The sequence below is a fragment of the Ruegeria sp. D3 genome (assembly GCF_056534465.1).
In genome coordinates this window covers 181,824-197,929 of record NZ_JBQFPK010000005.1, presented here as the reverse complement: position 1 = coordinate 197,929, position 16,106 = coordinate 181,824, and the positions used below count along the sequence as shown (strand labels likewise).

At 58.4% G+C, this 16,106-nt stretch carries 11 protein-coding genes; 6 read left to right on the top strand and 5 right to left on the bottom strand.

The annotated features are described in order from the left end of the window. Positions 1-126: 126 nt before the first annotated feature. Positions 127-918, bottom strand: coding sequence for a tryptophan synthase subunit alpha (trpA, locus tag ACR0DX_RS09760; RefSeq protein ID WP_480845965.1), 792 nt, complete (start codon positions 916-918; stop codon positions 127-129). A gap of 78 nt (positions 919-996) precedes the next feature. Beyond that, positions 997-1,482, bottom strand: a complete 486-nt coding sequence (locus tag ACR0DX_RS09755) for an acyloxyacyl hydrolase (RefSeq protein ID WP_170354870.1) — start codon at positions 1,480-1,482, stop codon at positions 997-999. A 193-nt stretch (positions 1,483-1,675) separates the two neighbouring features. Here ACR0DX_RS09755 and ychF point away from each other — a divergent pair, with 193 nt between their 5' ends. Further along, positions 1,676-2,773: a redox-regulated ATPase YchF gene (ychF, locus tag ACR0DX_RS09750; RefSeq protein ID WP_170354871.1), complete on the top strand. Its 1,098-nt coding sequence runs from the start codon at positions 1,676-1,678 to the stop codon at positions 2,771-2,773. Positions 2,774-2,795: 22 nt separating this feature from the next. Here the strand turns inward: ychF and ACR0DX_RS09745 are convergent, their stop codons facing one another. Beyond that, positions 2,796-3,152 (bottom strand): nuclear transport factor 2 family protein, encoded by a 357-nt coding sequence (locus ACR0DX_RS09745; RefSeq protein ID WP_170354872.1) that lies wholly within the window; start codon positions 3,150-3,152, stop codon positions 2,796-2,798. A gap of 156 nt (positions 3,153-3,308) precedes the next feature. Here ACR0DX_RS09745 and ACR0DX_RS09740 point away from each other — a divergent pair, with 156 nt between their 5' ends. The 5 genes from ACR0DX_RS09740 (at position 3,309) to ACR0DX_RS09720 (ending at position 10,179) form a co-directional block, all read left to right on the top strand. Then, on the top strand, positions 3,309-4,190 hold the full coding sequence (locus ACR0DX_RS09740; protein ID WP_170354873.1) for a LysR family transcriptional regulator: 882 nt from the start codon (positions 3,309-3,311) through the stop codon (positions 4,188-4,190). Positions 4,191-4,275: 85 nt separating this feature from the next. Next, the gene (locus ACR0DX_RS09735; protein WP_170354874.1) at positions 4,276-5,979 is read left to right on the top strand and encodes an NAD(P)H-dependent oxidoreductase subunit E; all 1,704 of its coding nucleotides are present in this window, start codon (positions 4,276-4,278) and stop codon (positions 5,977-5,979) included. A 14-nt stretch (positions 5,980-5,993) separates the two neighbouring features. Continuing rightward, positions 5,994-8,777, top strand: a complete 2,784-nt coding sequence (gene fdhF / locus ACR0DX_RS09730; RefSeq protein WP_170354875.1) for a formate dehydrogenase subunit alpha — start codon at positions 5,994-5,996, stop codon at positions 8,775-8,777. Positions 8,778-8,888: 111 nt separating this feature from the next. After that, positions 8,889-9,677, top strand: coding sequence for a cyclase family protein (locus tag ACR0DX_RS09725; RefSeq protein ID WP_170354876.1), 789 nt, complete (start codon positions 8,889-8,891; stop codon positions 9,675-9,677). After that, positions 9,670-10,179: a thioesterase family protein gene (locus ACR0DX_RS09720; RefSeq protein WP_480845960.1), complete on the top strand. Its 510-nt coding sequence runs from the start codon at positions 9,670-9,672 to the stop codon at positions 10,177-10,179. The genes ACR0DX_RS09725 and ACR0DX_RS09720 overlap by 8 nt, the downstream gene beginning before the upstream one ends. Here the strand turns inward: ACR0DX_RS09720 and ACR0DX_RS09715 are convergent. Both ACR0DX_RS09715 and ACR0DX_RS09710 read right to left on the bottom strand, forming a co-directional pair. Next, positions 10,173-14,255: a translocation/assembly module TamB domain-containing protein gene (locus ACR0DX_RS09715; protein WP_480845958.1), complete on the bottom strand. Its 4,083-nt coding sequence runs from the start codon at positions 14,253-14,255 to the stop codon at positions 10,173-10,175. The two genes, ACR0DX_RS09720 and ACR0DX_RS09715, sit on opposite strands and share 7 nt — an antisense overlap. After that, positions 14,252-16,057, bottom strand: a complete 1,806-nt coding sequence (locus ACR0DX_RS09710) for a BamA/TamA family outer membrane protein (protein WP_170354878.1) — start codon at positions 16,055-16,057, stop codon at positions 14,252-14,254. The genes ACR0DX_RS09715 and ACR0DX_RS09710 overlap by 4 nt, the downstream gene beginning before the upstream one ends. Positions 16,058-16,106 lie beyond the last annotated feature (49 nt).

The following is a 16,106-nucleotide window of genomic DNA, read 5'->3' as shown; positions in this document are numbered from 1 at the left end:
TACCAATACCTGGCCTGCGTCGCAACGCTGCATTTGGAGCTGGTAGGTGACTGGATTGTTCAAAGAAAAACCGCAGCGGCATAGGCCAACTGCGGTTTCAAAGCGATTAAGTGGTCGCAAGCCGTCTCAGGCGGAATGTGCCCCATCTGAGAGCGTCTTGACGAAGTCGAGTACCTCGGCGACAGGCTTGCCCTTTGCGATCTGACTGACGATAGCCGAGCCGACCACTGCACCGTCTGCCACGCTGGCGATGGCCTTCGATTTTTCGGGTGTATTGATCCCAAACCCAACGATGATCGGCAGGTCGGTGGCGGCCTTAATGCGGGCGACTTCGGGGCCGACATTGGTGGCTTGCGCCTCGGCCGCGCCGGTAATTCCGGTAATCGATACGTAGTAGACAAAGCCCGAGGTGTTCTGCAGCACACGGGGCAGGCGTTTGTCATCGGTCGTCGGTGTGGCCAATCGAATGAAATTCAATCCGGCGGCTTGCGCGGGCAGGCACAGCTCGTCATCTTCTTCTGGTGGCAGGTCGACAACGATCAAGCCATCAATGCCTGCGGATTTTGCGTCCTTTAGGAAGCTGTCGACGCCGCGGCTGTAAATCGGATTGTAATATCCCATCAGAACGATCGGTGTCGTGTCGTCGGTTTCGCGAAAGCTGCGGGCCAAATCCAGCGTGCGCTGCAAGGTCATACCGCCATCCAACGCGCGTTGTCCGGCGGCCTGAATGGTTGGCCCGTCGGCCATGGGGTCGGTAAAGGGCAAACCAACCTCGATCACGTCGACGCCCGCTGCCGGAAGGCCCTTAACGATCTCAAGCGAGGTGTCGAAATCTGGATCTCCGGCCATGATATAGGCAACGAATGCCTTTTTACCTTCGGCCTTGAGGGCGGCGAACTTGGCGTCGATACGGGTCATCTGTGATCCTTGCATTCAGGTTTGATCCTGATGTGCAGAAACTTTGGCCGGAAATCAATCCCGACTGACCAGATTGACCTAGAACCCCAGGTGATAGCGTAAGAGCAGCGCATTCACGCCGGGGTTAAAGCTGTCGGTACTGGCGTTCGATTTGTGAGTGACAGCCAGCGAAATGGCGTTGCCGCTGTCCAAAGTATAGCCAACACCCAGAAGGCTGCGAATCTGAAAGCCACCACCCAACTCATTGTCGCCGTTAGAGGCGTTAAAGTAGCCTGGCATCACACTCAACTCAGCGAACCAGCGATCCGAGAAGGAGTAGATGCCCACCAAACCTGCACCGATATGCGTGTCACCGTCGGTGTCGACGGTCAGAGCCGCACCCAGACCAGCGCTGAAGCGCGTTGCTTCGTGAAACGGACGGTGTTGGTATTCCAGTGAAAACACGCCCTGATCGTCGCCGTTGCCGTTAGAAAAATCCGCAAAACCCGCGCCAAAGATGACAGATTGGGCCTGTACCGAGGTCGCAGCCACGAGCAAGGCGACAGAAGTAAATAACGCTTTCATTGGGTTCTTCGTCAATTATTTTTGTGTGAATTCCTACTTGGGGACCATGACCCGCGCGGTTCAACTCACGCAAGTACAAATACCGTAACGGTTTAGTGAAGCTACGGTGGCCATCTGCCGGTTGCACCGGTTGGGTTGCGCATTTTCCACAACCTGCCTAGAAGACGCCGTCACATCGCTTCAGGAGGCCGCAATGGGCTTTAAAATGGGAATCGTGGGTCTGCCGAATGTAGGCAAGTCGACTCTGTTCAACGCGCTGACCAAGACTGCGGCGGCACAAGCGGCGAATTTCCCGTTCTGCACCATCGAGCCGAATGTGGGCGACGTGGCCGTGCCGGACGAGCGTTTGGACAAGCTGGCGGCAATTGCGTCCTCGAAGCAAATCATCCCGACGCGCATGACCTTCGTGGACATCGCCGGTCTGGTGAAGGGGGCGTCAAAGGGCGAGGGGCTGGGCAATCAGTTTCTTGCCAATATCCGGGAAACCGATGCCATCGCCCATGTGTTGCGCTGTTTCGAAGATGGCGACGTGACTCATGTGGATGGCCGCGTCGACCCGGTGGCTGATGCTGACACGATCGAGACCGAACTGATGCTGGCCGATCTGGAAAGCATCGAAAAGCGCCGCGCCAATCTGGTGCGCAAGCTGAAGGGCAACGACAAAGAGGCGCAGCAACAAGACCGCCTGCTGGCCGAAGCGCAAGCTATGCTGGAAAGCGGTAAACCCGCGCGGCTGGTTGAGGTTACGGCCGAGGACGCCAAGGCGTGGAAGATGCTGCAACTGCTGACCACCAAACCGGTTCTGTATGTCTGCAACGTGTCCGAAGAAGAAGCCGCCGAGGGCAATGAATATTCCGCCAAGGTCGCTGAAATGGCTGCCGCGCAGGGCAATTCTCACGTCATCATCAGCGCCAAGATCGAAGAAGAGATTAGCCTGCTGGAAGCGGACGAAGCCGAAATGTTCTTGAGCGAGATGGGCCTGGAAGAACCCGGCCTCGACCGTCTAATCCGCGCGGGCTACGACCTGTTGAAATTGGAAACCTATTTCACCGTCGGCCCGAAAGAAGCCCGCGCCTGGACCATCCGCACCGGCACCGCGGCACCGCAGGCGGCTGGCGTGATCCATGGTGATTTCGAAAAGGGCTTCATTCGGGCCGAGACCATCGCCTATGACGACTACATCGCCGCCAATGGTGAGCAGGGCGCGAAAGAGGCGGGTAAAATGCGGGCTGAGGGCAAGGGTTACATCGTCAAGGATGGCGATGTGATGCACTTCTTGTTTAACAACTAAGCACGTCTTGCAAACGTCTGTATCAGAGCTTTTCGTTCACGCTGCAATGGCTGATCAGCCACCCGCCGTCCGGTTGCTGGTGCAAAACGTTAAGGGATGTGCCGTGACCGGTCGTCCCTTCACTAAAGTGGACAAGGCACCAGCCGATTTGACCGTCGATGCCGGCCTGAACAACCGTAACGATTTTGTCCTCGCCACCTTCCCCTAACCATTCGGCATGGGTCGCTTCGATAGCATTTCGGCCTTTGGCTGCAGGACCGTAGGGTGAAAACAATTCTGCGTTATCCAGGAAGAACGACGCGCAACCAGTTGCATCTTTTGACCGATAGCAATCAACATACCTGTCATACAATTTCTGAAAAACTTCTACAGCGGTCATCCGAAGCCTCTCCGTGTTGCCCTTGCCATGTATTAGAGGCGAGTTTCTTGAGTGAGACAAGAATGCGTTCAAAGGTATGCTCGCCTGCAAACGGTGCTTTTCCCGCAGGTTAATACGGCTAAAGTGGTCGTCGGCCCGTTATTGGAAAACTCGAATATGATCGAAATCCGCGACCTCCAACTCCTTAGCGCCCTTGCGCGGCACCAGCATTTTGCCAAAGCGGCCGAGGAATGCGGGATTTCGCAGCCCGCCTTTTCCATGCGCATCCGCAACCTTGAGGACAGGCTTGGCGTCTCGATCGTCCGTCGTGCCAACCGGTTTCAGGGCCTCACCGAAGAAGGCGAGATGATCGTCCAGCGGGCGCGGCGTATTCTGGATGAGACCAAGGCGCTGGAACAGCAGGTGCAGGCGTCCAAGGGTGAGATCACGGGGACGCTGATCCTGGGCGTGATCCCCACCGCAATTGCCTTTACCGGACGTCTGATCAAACGGTTGCAGCAGGCCCACCCGCGCATCCTGTCGCGGATCGAAACCATGTCGGCCACCGCCATACAACACCGGCTGGATGAGGGTAGTCTGGATGCGGGCATAACCTATGGCGACAGCATCGGCACCGATCTGCGACAGGTTCAGCCCCTGTACGAAGAAACCTATGTGCTGCTGGTTCCTGCGCATATGACTGATGAAACCGGGCCGATCCCGTGGGCGCAGGTGGCCGAGTTTCCGATCAGCCTGCTTGAGCCGCAGATGCAGAATAGGCGTATTCTGGACCGGATTTTCGCTGAACAGGGCCTGCACCCGCATGTGGTGGCCGAAACCAGCGGCTTCACCGCTTCGATGGTTATGGCGCGCGAGGGGTTGGCGGCCACGGTTGTTCCCCGTGTGCTGGTGCGGGCGCTGGGCGAGTTGAAGGGAACGAAAGTGCTGCATCTGGTCGATCCGGTCGTCAGCAAGCCGATCTGTCTGGCCACGCTCAGCCGTGATCCGGAATTGCCAACGGTCGAAGCGCTACGGGCGGTTGTCGCCTCCTTACGGTGATAAGGTGTCGTTATCGTGCGATTGAAATATGCGATTTGACGATATGCTGATCTGATGAGACACGGAGCCTTAATCGGAGGGCATCATGGCACCATTAGATACCAAGCCATCAGGCGCACGCAAGGGCGTCTGGAAGTCAGGTAAAGGCAAAGGGCGGCACACGCCCAAAGGCCGTCAGTTCACGGATGAGGCACAGGCCGAGATCGCGCGCCTGCTGGGCGACCGCCCGCGCCGCCGTGATCTGCTGATCGAATTCCTGCATTTGATTCAGGACGAACACGGCCATATCAGCGCCGACCACATCGCCGCTCTGGCGGTCGAGATGCGCATCGGTCAGGCCGAGATCTATGAAACCGCTACCTTTTATGCCCATTTCGACGTGGTGAAAGAGGGCGAGACGCCTCCGCCCGCGCTGACGATCCGTGTCTGTGATTCCCTGTCCTGCGAAATGGCCGGCGCCCAGCAGCTGCAAAAGGCGCTGGAGGATGGTCTGGATGCCTCGCAGGTCCGCGTCGTGCGCGCGCCCTGCATGGGCCGCTGCGATACTGCGCCTGTTCTTGAGATCGGTCACAACCATATCGACCACGCGACCCCCGAAAAGGTGCAGGCCGCGATTGCTGCCGATGACACGCACGCCCATCTGCCCGACTACGAAGCCTTTGCCGCGTATGAGGCCAATGGCGGCTACGCCAAGCTGAAAGAGCTGCGTGATGGTGGCGATTGGGAGCAAGTGCAGGAAGACATCCTGTCCTCGGGCCTGCGCGGTCTGGGTGGGGCTGGTTTCCCGTCGGGCAAGAAATGGGGCTTTGTTCGCATGAACGAAGGCACCCGCTATCTGGCCGTGAACGGGGACGAGGGCGAGCCCGGCACGTTCAAAGACCGCTACTATCTGGAGCGCACGCCGCATGTCTTCCTTGAGGGCATGCTGATCGCCGCGTGGGCGGTTGAGGCCGAGACCTGCTTTATCTACATGCGCGACGAGTACCCAGCGGTTCTGGAAATTCTGCGCCGTGAGATTGCCGCGCTGGAACGCGCCGGGATCGTCGCGCCCGGCTATATCGACCTGCGCCGGGGGGCCGGTGCCTATATCTGCGGCGAAGAATCCGCGATGATTGAATCGATCGAGGGCAAAAAGGGCCTGCCGCGTCACCGTCCTCCGTTCGTGGCGCAGGTCGGCGTGTTTAACCGCCCGACGTTGGTGCACAATGTCGAGACGCTGTATTGGGTCACCAAGGTGTGTCGCGAGGGGCCGGAATGCCTCAACAGCACCGAAAAGAACGGCCGCAAGGGCCTGCGCAGCTATTCGGTCTCGGGGCGTGTGGCAAAGCCGGGCGTCTATCTACTGCCCGCCGGTTCGACCATTCTGGACGTGATCGAAGCGGCCGGAGGGATGGCCGAAGGTCAGACCTTCAAGGCCTATCAGCCGGGCGGTCCGTCTTCGGGTCTTTTGCCAGCATCGATGGATGATATCCCGCTGGATTTCGACACGCTGCAACCGCATGGCACCTTCATCGGCTCCGCTGCCGTGGTCGTTTTGTCCGACCAGGACACGGCGCGTGATGCGGCGCTGAATATGCTGCGGTTTTTCGAGGATGAAAGCTGCGGCCAGTGTACGCCCTGCCGCGCTGGTTGCGAAAAGGCGGTCAAGCTGATGCAAGCCGATAAATGGGACACCGATCTGCTGGAAGATCTGTGCCAGGTCATGGGCGATGCCTCGATCTGCGGTCTGGGGCAGGCGGCCCCGAACCCGATCCGCCTGGTCATGAAACACTTCGCTGACGAAATCTGAGGGGAGACAGAGCCATGCTAGACGCAAGCCCAAACAAGACCGTCACCTTCAACCTGAACGGCGAAGATGTCACCGTGCCCGAGGGCTGGACCATCTGGGAAGCCGCCAAAGGCCAAGGGTTCACCATTCCGCACCTGTGCCACAAGCCGCAGCCGGGCTACAAACCCGATGGCAACTGCCGCGCCTGTATGGTCGAGGTGGAGGGCGAACGCACACTGGTCGCTTCGTGCATCCGACCCGCAGCGGATGGTATGGTAGTCAAGACAGACAGCGACCGCGCCGCGAAATCGCGCGCCATGGTCATGGAACTGCTGGTCGCTGACCAGCCGGAGGAGGCACATGACGCGTCCAGCCACTTCTGGGACATGGCCAAGCTGAATGATGTCAGCGACAGCCGTTTCCCGGCCAAAGAAGCCGAGAAAATCCCGCTGCTGGATGACAGCCACGTTGCGATGCGCGTCAATCTGGACGCCTGCATCAACTGCAATCTCTGCGTCCGCGCTTGCCGCGACGTGCAGGTGAACGATGTAATTGGCATGGCTGGTCGCGGTCATACTGCGCAGGTTGTGTTCGACCAGAACGATCCGATGGGCGATTCAACTTGTGTCGCCTGTGGTGAATGCGTTCAGGCTTGCCCGACCGGCGCGCTGATGCCTGCGACCGTGCTGGATGACCAGCAGAAGGGTGACAGCAAAGACTATGACTCTGAGACCGAAAGCGTCTGCCCGTTTTGCGGTGTGGGCTGTAAAGTTTCGTTGAAGGTCAAGGACGGCAAGGTTAAGTATGTCGAAGGCATCAACGGCCCCGCCAACGAAGGCCGCCTGTGCGTCAAAGGCCGGTTCGGCTTTGACTACATCCACCACCCGCACCGTTTGACCAAGCCGCTGATCCGGCGCGAGGACGCACCTGCCAAGGGCTTAAACGTCGATCCCGCGAACCTGTCGACCCATTTCCGCGAAGCGACCTGGGAAGAGGCGATGGATCTGGCCGCGACCAAGCTGAAGGAACTGCGCGACGATGATCCGCGCAATGTCGCGGGTTTTGGGTCGGCCAAGTGCACGAATGAAGAAGCCTATCTGTTCCAGAAGTTCATCCGTCAGGGCTTCCGCCACAACAACGTCGACCACTGCACCCGTCTGTGCCACGCGTCGTCGGTGGCCGCGCTGATTGAAAACGTTGGATCGGGTGCGGTTACGGCTGCGTTCAACGACATCAAAGACGCGGATGTGGCGATCATCATCGGGGCCAACCCGATCGAGAACCACCCGGTTGCCGCGACCTATTTCAAGCAGTTTACCAAACGCGGCGGCAAGCTGATCGTAATGGACCCGCGCGGTGTCGGGATGCGCAAGTTCGCCGATGAAATGCTGCAGTTCCGACCGGGAGCGGATGTGTCGATGCTGAACGCGATCATGAACGTGATCGTCGAAGAGGAGCTGTACGACAGCCAATACATCCATCGGTGGACCGAGAACTGGGAGGCCGAGAAAGAACACCTGCGCCAGTTCACGCCCGAAGCGATGGCTCCAATCTGCGGTATTGAACCGGATCAGATCCGCCGGGTGGCCCGTACCTTTGCACAGGCCAAGGCCGGCCTGATCTTCTGGGGCATGGGTGTCAGTCAGCACATCCATGGAACGGATAACTCGCGTTGTCTGATCAGCCTCGCGCTGATGACCGGGAATGTTGGTAAACCGGGCGCGGGTCTGCACCCGTTGCGTGGTCAGAACAACGTTCAGGGCGCCTCGGATGCTGGTCTGATCCCGATGTTCCTGCCGGACTACAAAACGGTCACAGACGACAACATCCGGGCGAAGTTCGCCGATGTTTGGGGATCAGAGGATTTCTCGAACGAAAAGGGCCTGACGGTCACCGAAATCATCGACCAGATTTATGCCGGAAACATCAAGGGCATGTATATTTTGGGCGAAAATCCGGCCATGTCTGACCCGGATGTGAACCATGCCCGCGCAGCGCTGGCAAAGCTGGACCTGATGATCGTTCAGGACATTTTCCTGACCGAGACGGCAAACTACGCCGATATCATTCTGCCGGCCTCGGCGCTGTATGAAAAGAACGGCACCGTGTCGAACACCAACCGTCAGGTGCAGCGTGTGCGCCCGGCCGTGCCGCCTCCGGGTGAGGCGCGTGAAGACTGGGCGATCACTGTGGAATTGGCGCAGCGCATCGGTCTCAACTGGGATTACACGGATGTGTCTCAGGTCTTTGCTGAAATGAAGCTGACCATGGAGTCGCTGGACAACATCACGTGGGAACGTCTGGAAAACGAGACGATCACCTACCCGTCCCTGTCCGAAACCGATCCGGGTCAGTCCATCGTGTTCGGCGACGGATTCCCCCGTGCGGATGGTAAAGCCAAATTCACACCCGCCAGCGTCATCCCGCCGGATGAGGCCCCGGATGCCGAATATCCGATGATCGCCACAACAGGTCGTCAGCTGGAGCATTGGCACACCGGGTCGATGACCCGCCGGTCCAACGTTCTGGATGCGGTTGAGCCCGAGGCGAACTGTTCGATGAACCCGCGTACCCTCAAACTGATGGGGATTGAGCCGGGTGACACGATCCGCTTGACCACCCGGCGCGGCTCGATCGACATTATGGTGCGCGCCGACCGGGCGATTGCCGAGGATATGGTGTTCATTCCGTTTGCCTATGTTGAGGCAGCAGCGAATATCCTGACCAACTCGGCCATCGACCCGTATGGCAAGATCCCCGAGTTCAAGTTCTCGGCCATCAGGGTTGAAAAGATAGAAGACGCCATCGCGGCGGAATAGCCGACCACCACTCATGTTGGAAAGGCGGCCCTTGCGGGTCGCCTTTTTCTTTTCTTGACAGAGATTTATTGACGGCCAAACCTGTCACCGCTTTTGGTGGTGGAGGGTTCCATGGCGCGCCGCTTTGTCGATTTGTCCGTTCCGCTGGAAACCGGGATCATATCCGACCCGCCGATCATGCTGCCTGAAATCGAATACCTGACCCATGATCAGACTGCAGAACAGGTCATGTCTTTCTTTCCCGGTTTGACAAAGGATGATCTTCCGGGCGGTGAGGGCTGGGCCATAGAACGTTTGCAGATCGCAACCCATAACGGCACTCATCTGGATGCGCCGTACCATCATCACTCGACCATGAATCGAGGAGAACGCGCGATCACGATCGACGAGGTGCCGCTGGAATGGTGCATGAATCCCGGTGTGAAACTGGATTTCCGCCATTTTGATGATGGCTATGTGGTGACGGCCGCAGATGTCGAGGTCGAATTGAAACGCATCGGCCATACGTTGCGGCCATTGGACATTGTGGTCGTCAACACGTCCGCAGGCACGCATTATGGGCAACCTGATTATCTGATGAAAGGTTGCGGCATGGGCCGCGCAGCAACGCTGTATTTGACCGAGCGCGGTGTACGCGTCACCGGCACCGACGCCTGGAGCTGGGATGCACCTTTTGCCCTGACCGCTCAGGAATACGCCGAGACACAGGATGCCTCAATTATCTGGGAAGGCCACCGTGCTTCGATAGACATTGGGTATTGCCACATGGAAAAACTGACCAATCTGGAAAGCCTGCCGCCGACCGGTTTCGAAATCTCGTGTTTTCCGTTCAAGATCAAAGGCGCTTCGGCGGGATTCACGCGCGCCGTCGCCATATTCGAGGATGATGCAGATGACTGAACCATTGGGCGGCCATGATGGCCCCTATGACGCACCTATCGAAATTCACGGATTCAAGGTTCTGCCGGAATGGATCGACTATAATGGCCACATGAATGTGGGCTATTACGGAGTGGCATTTGATATGGCGCTGGAACGGTTGATGGTTGATCATCTGGGACTGGGCGAAGTTCAGGTCAGCGCGTTGGGGCAGGGGCCTTACGTCCTGCAATCGCAAATGTCTTTCCTGCGCGAAGTTCTCGAAGGTCAGTCGTTGACCTTTCGCTTTCGCATGTTGGATGCCGATCACAAACGCGGGCATTATTTTGCCCAGATGCTTTCGGCTTCAGGCGAGGTGTGCGCTACACAAGAAGCGCTTTTCATGAATGTCAGCCATACAACAGGTCGATCTGTTGCGTATCCAGTTTGGGCTGCAGCCCGGTTGGCGCGGATGGCGCGTGATCATGCAGAGCTTGAGCCGGAGCCTCAGATCGGTCAACCGGTTGCGATCCGGCGTCAGTAATTGCGTTCAAAGAACACACCCAGCCCAGTCTCGCCCCGGCCATCGACAGTGCCCCGGACGGTGAAGTTGTCGGTGACGTCAAGGTTCAGGTTCACTTCGGTGTCGCCTTCTGTGTTGACGGTGAAATCGGTGTAGAGGTTGTCGCTCAGGTAAGCGCCCGCGCCCAAGCGTCCCGCTCCGCCTTCCGTCGCGCCTATATCGACCGTGTCTACCCCTGTGCTGTCACGCAGCCCCTTGGTGGCATCACCACCTGCGCCGCTAAGTTGTGCCAGCGACGCCGCCATCTGGGCAATCACAAAGGGCGACAGTTCCGAGAACCGGTTGCCGAACAACAACATGGCCAGAGCCTCTTCGGCGGGGCGTTCCGGGTCAGAGAATACGTCGACTTCGGGTGAATCCAGCGGCCCGGCGATTTCGATCGTAGCAGTACCGTCCGAGGTGCTGGTCGAAGATTCGAACTCGATATACGGTGTGAGGTCGCCTTGCAGCGTTACGATACCCTTGGTCAACGCCAATCGACGCCCCAGAATATCAAAGTGACCGCGGATCAATTCTATCTGCCCTGACGGGATGACGGATGATGTGGTCCCGCCGATAAACAGCCGCCCACCCAGTTCCGCGTTTACGCCGCGACCGCGCACAAAGACCTCTTTCGGGGCCAGCAATGCGATATCCAAAGCAATGCGCGAGTCGCTTTGTGTGGTCTCTTCGTCCTTAACCAGACCGGCGCGTTCCCGTGTCAGCAGTTCTGCAGCACTTTCGCCAACATGCTGGATGTCGGGGATCGCCGCCGCCCCTACCGCGCTAGAGGCGGCTGCTAGGTTGATGTTTGTTTCAACGAAATTGATCTGCCCTGAAACCGAGCTGTTTCCTGCCAACGCTCCGGTCATCGCAATTTGTCCAGCCAGTGTGGTCTCATACAAAAGCTGGTCCGTCAGAACCAGGTTATTCAAAGTCGTTACGATATTCGCGTTGAAGGGCGGGGTCAGGTCAACCGGCCCGGCGACCGAGAACGATCCGCCGGCGCGGGTGCCGCCGGAAATGGAAACCGTTGCTCGGCTTTGCGACAGATCGACTGACCCGCTGATGCCAGTGATTGTTTGCCCGGCGCCCGGAATGGCCAGCGATGTGCCAGAGGTGGTGATCGACCCGCTAAGGGCATCAAGCGCTGGCTTGCCCTTAAGAGTAACGTCATACCGGGCAGTTCCGTCGATTTTATTGGGTGAAATGAACAGGTTGGCAATTCCTATGTTCAAACCGCCCACAGCCTTCAGATCCGCTTCACCCGTACTTTCATCAAACGTACCCGAAACGTCGCTGTTGATCTGCGCGGGGCCTTCGGCGCTGGTGTCGATGGTCCAGATGCCACTTTTGCGTAGCGCAGTTCCCGTGGCAGCGATGGTGCCGGGGAAGTCGGGTGCAAATCGTTCAATGCGATTGAACTTGGCGTCAAATTCCACATCTGCGTCGCCGTCTGTTTCGACTGTCCCTTTGAGATTGGCATAAGAACTGTCAGGCCCGCTTAAATTTGCAGTTCCTTCCAACCCGGTCCGAGTTGGTGCCACGTTGCCTTCCAAAGTCAGGGGGCCAGACAGAGTCCGGGTCACACGGGCGACGTCGTCCAGTGTCACCGAGTAATCCAGCCCTCCGGCCTCGCGCGAGACCTTGCCCGAGGCGTTTGCAGAGATTGCCGTTCCTGTCAGTCGGAACGTGCGAACATCCAGGCCCTCGTCGCCATTTTCAGCGTCTAGGGTCAGGGTTGTACGCCCCTCAATCAGTTTGTCGAGCACCTCGATCCCGGCCCGAATGTTGTTGGCGTCCACGTTCCCTTGAACGTCAAAAGCGCGCGTGGCGAGGTCGCCGCTGCCCTGTAGGTTGGCGTTCACCGATCCGGCCAGATCTTGCCCGGCCAGTCCCGAAAAAAGCGACAGGTCAGGCACGGTCAAACGCGCCTGACCCTGGCCCGAGGGTTCTTCGGTCGGGTCATTTATCGTGGCCTGAATCTGCGCGCTCAGGGCTTGGGCGTTTATTTTTGCACTTCGTATATCAATGGCATCTGCGGTCCGTGCACCATCCCACTGGAGTGTGGTCTGACCGGTCAACAGGGGATCAATATCCGCCATGCCCGTTCGTATGTTCCGACCGACGACATTGGCGGTGCCGTCAAACTCCAACGTTTGTACTGTCCCCGTGCCGCTGACTTCTGCCCGTACAGAGCCCCCCAGCTCACGCTGCGCCAAGCCCGAGAACACCGACAAGTCCGCCGCATTTACCCGCGCTTGCCCGTCGATGGTCAGATTGCCATCGGGTGTGGTCACATCGCCGCTTGCCTGAGCCTGCGCAGCTTCACTGTTCAGATCGAAGGCGCGGATGGTAATGCCGTCTGAATTACGTTTGGCATCCAGCGTGATTGTCGTTTCGCCAGTGATGACCGGGTCGATGTCGTCGCGCCCGGTTGACAGGTCGCTGCCCTCGACAGCCAGCTTGCCGTCAAAGCTGCCTTCCAGTGGCGATCCCGACCCATCAATTCTGGCCGAGACCCGCCCCCCAAGGTCCATCTGTGCGAGGTCCGAAAATCGGGCCAAGTCAGACGCTTCGAGCGTAGCTGAACCGTCCACGTTCAAACCGCTGTTTAGGCCATCGACCAAAGCATCCAGCGCAAGCGTATAATCCGATCCGACCAGTTCGAACCCCGATAGGTTCAGCGACTGATCACTGCCATAGTCAAACTGGCCGTCCAGCGTGATGCGTTGGCCGATGGCCGTGTTCAAAGCAGGATCAGTCAAATCAACACCGGTGACGCTGGCTTGAAGGTCGCCACTTACTGACAGGGTTTCGGCCTGATCCAGAACTCCTTGCGCCGTAATCCGGGCGTTTTGCAGGTTGGCTTGAGGGGATTTAAAGCCGTTCGCCGTCAGGCTCAGGTCCCAAAGGTTGCCGTTTTTCTGATCGAAAAGTGCGGAAATTTGTGCGGCCTGAAGGGATGTATCCCCGCCCGCCACAGGCAGGATCACAGCCTGACCGTCTGGCGGCGTGATACGTCCCTGCAAAGCCGCAAGTGCCAGTGTTCCGCCTTGGGCCAGTTGCAACTCGCCCTTCAAGTCCAACGCTTGCGTGGTCAGTTCCAGGTCTGAGACATCCAGCGCCCCTTCGGGTTTGGTTTGGCCGTTTACGAAAAGTCGTGTCCGGGTGCCAAAGAACGGATCGATATCGGCTGATAGAAATGGGGTCAGATCACCACTGAGGTCGGTGGTAAACGCAATGCCTTCTGATGCACCTTCGGTGGCCGCGCGCAGGCGAACCTGACCGGTCACGCGTTGCTGGTTGTCGCTGCTCAGGCCGATATCGGCGCTGAAATCCGTCAGCGGGCCGGACCCTTTGGCGGATAATCCGATAGGTGGGCTGTCGGGAATGTTCAGGGCGGTAGAAATCAGACCGCCGGATGCTTCGGTCACATTCAGATCAAGGGTGATCTCGCTGGTGGCGTTCTGGAACCCGGCGGTTAGAGTGATTTCGTCGCCCGCGCGGTCCAGCCGGGTGATATCGAGATTGGTGTCCAACGTTCCGTCGGCCAGGGAAAGATTGCCGGTAACCGAAAGGTCCGCAGCCACGCCTATCAACGGCTCACCCAGGGAAATCTCGTCTATACGAATTTCGCCGATCTCGATGGAAACGGGCAGTTCAGGAAGTTGAAATGGCTGAGTTTCGGCAGAAGGTGCAGGTTCGTCCGGTGCGGTTGTCGCGCCGGGCGCGCGAGCGATGTCGATTTCCTGCGCTGTCAACGCGTTAACCGAGAATCTGCCTCGGATCAGCGCCAGGCGGTTCCAGTCCAGTTGCGCGTCCTTGATGGTCAACCAGACGCCTTCATCATCCGCGACTGTGATTTCCTCTATTGTGGCGCGCGCGCTCAGTGCGCCTTGCAGACCCTTGACCGTAACGTTCTGATTGTCACCTGACAGCGTGTCTTGCAGGAAATTCTCAAGCATACTGCCACCGCTGTCTTCCTGCGCGGCCAGAGGAGGGGCATAGAGGACCAGCGTGGCGGTCAGGACTGTATATGAATATCGCCTTATCAAAATGCCTGTCCGATCCCGATGTAGAACTGCAGTCCATCGCCGGTGTCGCCCTGAACGGGAACGGCAAGGTCAAGACGCAATGGGCCAAAGCCACCCAAATCGTATCTGACGCCTAGACCTGCGCCAGAATGGGACGCTGCGGCGCTGGTGACGAATGAGGACGAATCCACCACGCCGTAATCATAGAACCCGACCAGCGATATCGCATCGTTTATCTTGCCCCTGACTTCTCCGGAGAGTCCAAGGAAGGATTTGCCGCCGGCAATTTCGTCTCCGACCGGAATGCCGAGGCTTTCGAACGGTTGCCCACGTACGGTGCCGGCGCCACCGGAATAAAACAGGAAGTCTGGGGTAACTGCATTCAGTGACGGCCCCACTACTGAACCCGCTTGCACCCGCCCAGCAAGTACAATGCGCCCGCCAGTTCCCAGGCTGGTATAAGTACGCGCGTCAGCAAAGAACCTGATGCCGGTCTCAGTTTCTGAAATTCCCAGAAAGGGCATGATCTGTGCGTCCAGATAAAACCCTTTCGTCGCACTGACCTTGCTGTCGCGCTGATCCCACTCGGTGCGGGTGGGGACAATAAAGTATCGGAACTTGCGCCCATCGCCGAACGCGTCATCCGCGTCGGACCATTGAAACCCGGCCGAGGCTTCGGCGTATAGCCGATCCGAGAAAGTACGTCGCGCACCATACGCCAGCGATGTTATAGTAACGTTGTAATTGTCGGTTTTGCGGCGTTCCAGCAGGGCGTTCCAGAACGTGTTGTCATCCGGCCCCAGCCGATCTGGCTGGTCCAGTCGAAGACCGATGCGCCCGTCCAGATCCTCGGTGCCGCCGATATTGCGCAGCGCTGCTTCGAACCGCAGCCGTTCTGCCCGCCGAAACACGTTGCGATGGGTCCAGGTTGCGGTCAGATCGATCCCATCCCGAGAGGCAATCTCGAATCCGAAAGTCAGGCGGCGTTTGGGCAGATCTTCGAAATAGGCGTCGAAATCCAGCGTGCCATCAGGGTTCGGGGTCTCGCGTTCTTCAAGCGCGACAACGTTAAAAGTTCCGGTCCTGCGCAGACGGGTCCCGACCTTTTGGATGTCCTCGGGGGAATAAACCTCGCCCTCTGGGAAGCCCGCGATCTTTTCGATCGACGAGTGTTTCACATCCGTATCGCCCGAGATGATCATTTTACCGAACGTCAAGCGCGGCCCTGGAGCCAAATCAATCTGAGCGTCCAACTGGGCCTGCGCGTGTCGGGCGATGACTCTTTGACCTTGAATATCGGCTTTGGCATGGCCTGCATTGCGCCAGCCTTGGACCCCTGCGGAACCGGCACGCTGAATCGCCCCGGTGGTGGCCAGTTCGCCGATCGCGAATTCTTCGGGCAGGACGGTCTGTGGGGCCAAAGGCTGTACGATCGCTTCACCAAACCGGAACTTAGGTCCGGTCTGCACAGTGATGGCGGCGCGGTTGATCTGCGTCGGTACGCTCAGGGAACTCAGTTCGGCCGCTTCCTGACCGTCCAGCTTGATGCTGACGACCGGGCTGAAATACCCCTCGTCGTATAGAATCTGAACAATGGTCCGATAATCCGACAACGCGGCCGATAAAATTTCCAGTGGTGTGCCCAGTCCGCGCGACTCGGCGGTGGCAACGGATGAGGTCTCTTCAAGACGCTCGATCAGAGCTTTGGGCGCGCCTGGAGCGGTCAGAGTTGTCTCTAGCGCAATTAGCGAAGTGGGCAGAACCGCAGCCAGCAGGCCAAACAGGCAAGTTCTCACACAAGCGCGCGGTCCGGTCTTCTGCATCAATTGGCCTCAACTGCCCCAAGTTGAAATCAGTTTTCGCCGTCATGGA

Excerpts from the sequence above, each read along its gene's own strand:
- trpA (WP_480845965.1), bottom strand. The coding sequence starts at position 918 with ATGACCCGTATCGACGCCAAGTTCGCCGCCCTCAAGGCCGAAGGTAAA.
- ACR0DX_RS09745 (WP_170354872.1), bottom strand. The coding sequence starts at position 3,152 with ATGACCGCTGTAGAAGTTTTTCAGAAATTGTATGACAGGTATGTTGAT.
- ACR0DX_RS09725 (WP_170354876.1), top strand. The coding sequence starts at position 8,889 with ATGGCGCGCCGCTTTGTCGATTTGTCCGTTCCGCTGGAAACCGGGATC.
- fdhF (WP_170354875.1), top strand. The coding sequence starts at position 5,994 with ATGCTAGACGCAAGCCCAAACAAGACCGTCACCTTCAACCTGAACGGC.
- ACR0DX_RS09740 (WP_170354873.1), top strand. The coding sequence starts at position 3,309 with ATGATCGAAATCCGCGACCTCCAACTCCTTAGCGCCCTTGCGCGGCAC.
- ACR0DX_RS09755 (WP_170354870.1), bottom strand. The coding sequence starts at position 1,482 with ATGAAAGCGTTATTTACTTCTGTCGCCTTGCTCGTGGCTGCGACCTCG.
- ACR0DX_RS09720 (WP_480845960.1), top strand. The coding sequence starts at position 9,670 with ATGACTGAACCATTGGGCGGCCATGATGGCCCCTATGACGCACCTATC.
- ACR0DX_RS09710 (WP_170354878.1), bottom strand. The coding sequence starts at position 16,057 with ATGCAGAAGACCGGACCGCGCGCTTGTGTGAGAACTTGCCTGTTTGGC.
- ACR0DX_RS09735 (WP_170354874.1), top strand. The coding sequence starts at position 4,276 with ATGGCACCATTAGATACCAAGCCATCAGGCGCACGCAAGGGCGTCTGG.
- ychF (WP_170354871.1), top strand. The coding sequence starts at position 1,676 with ATGGGCTTTAAAATGGGAATCGTGGGTCTGCCGAATGTAGGCAAGTCG.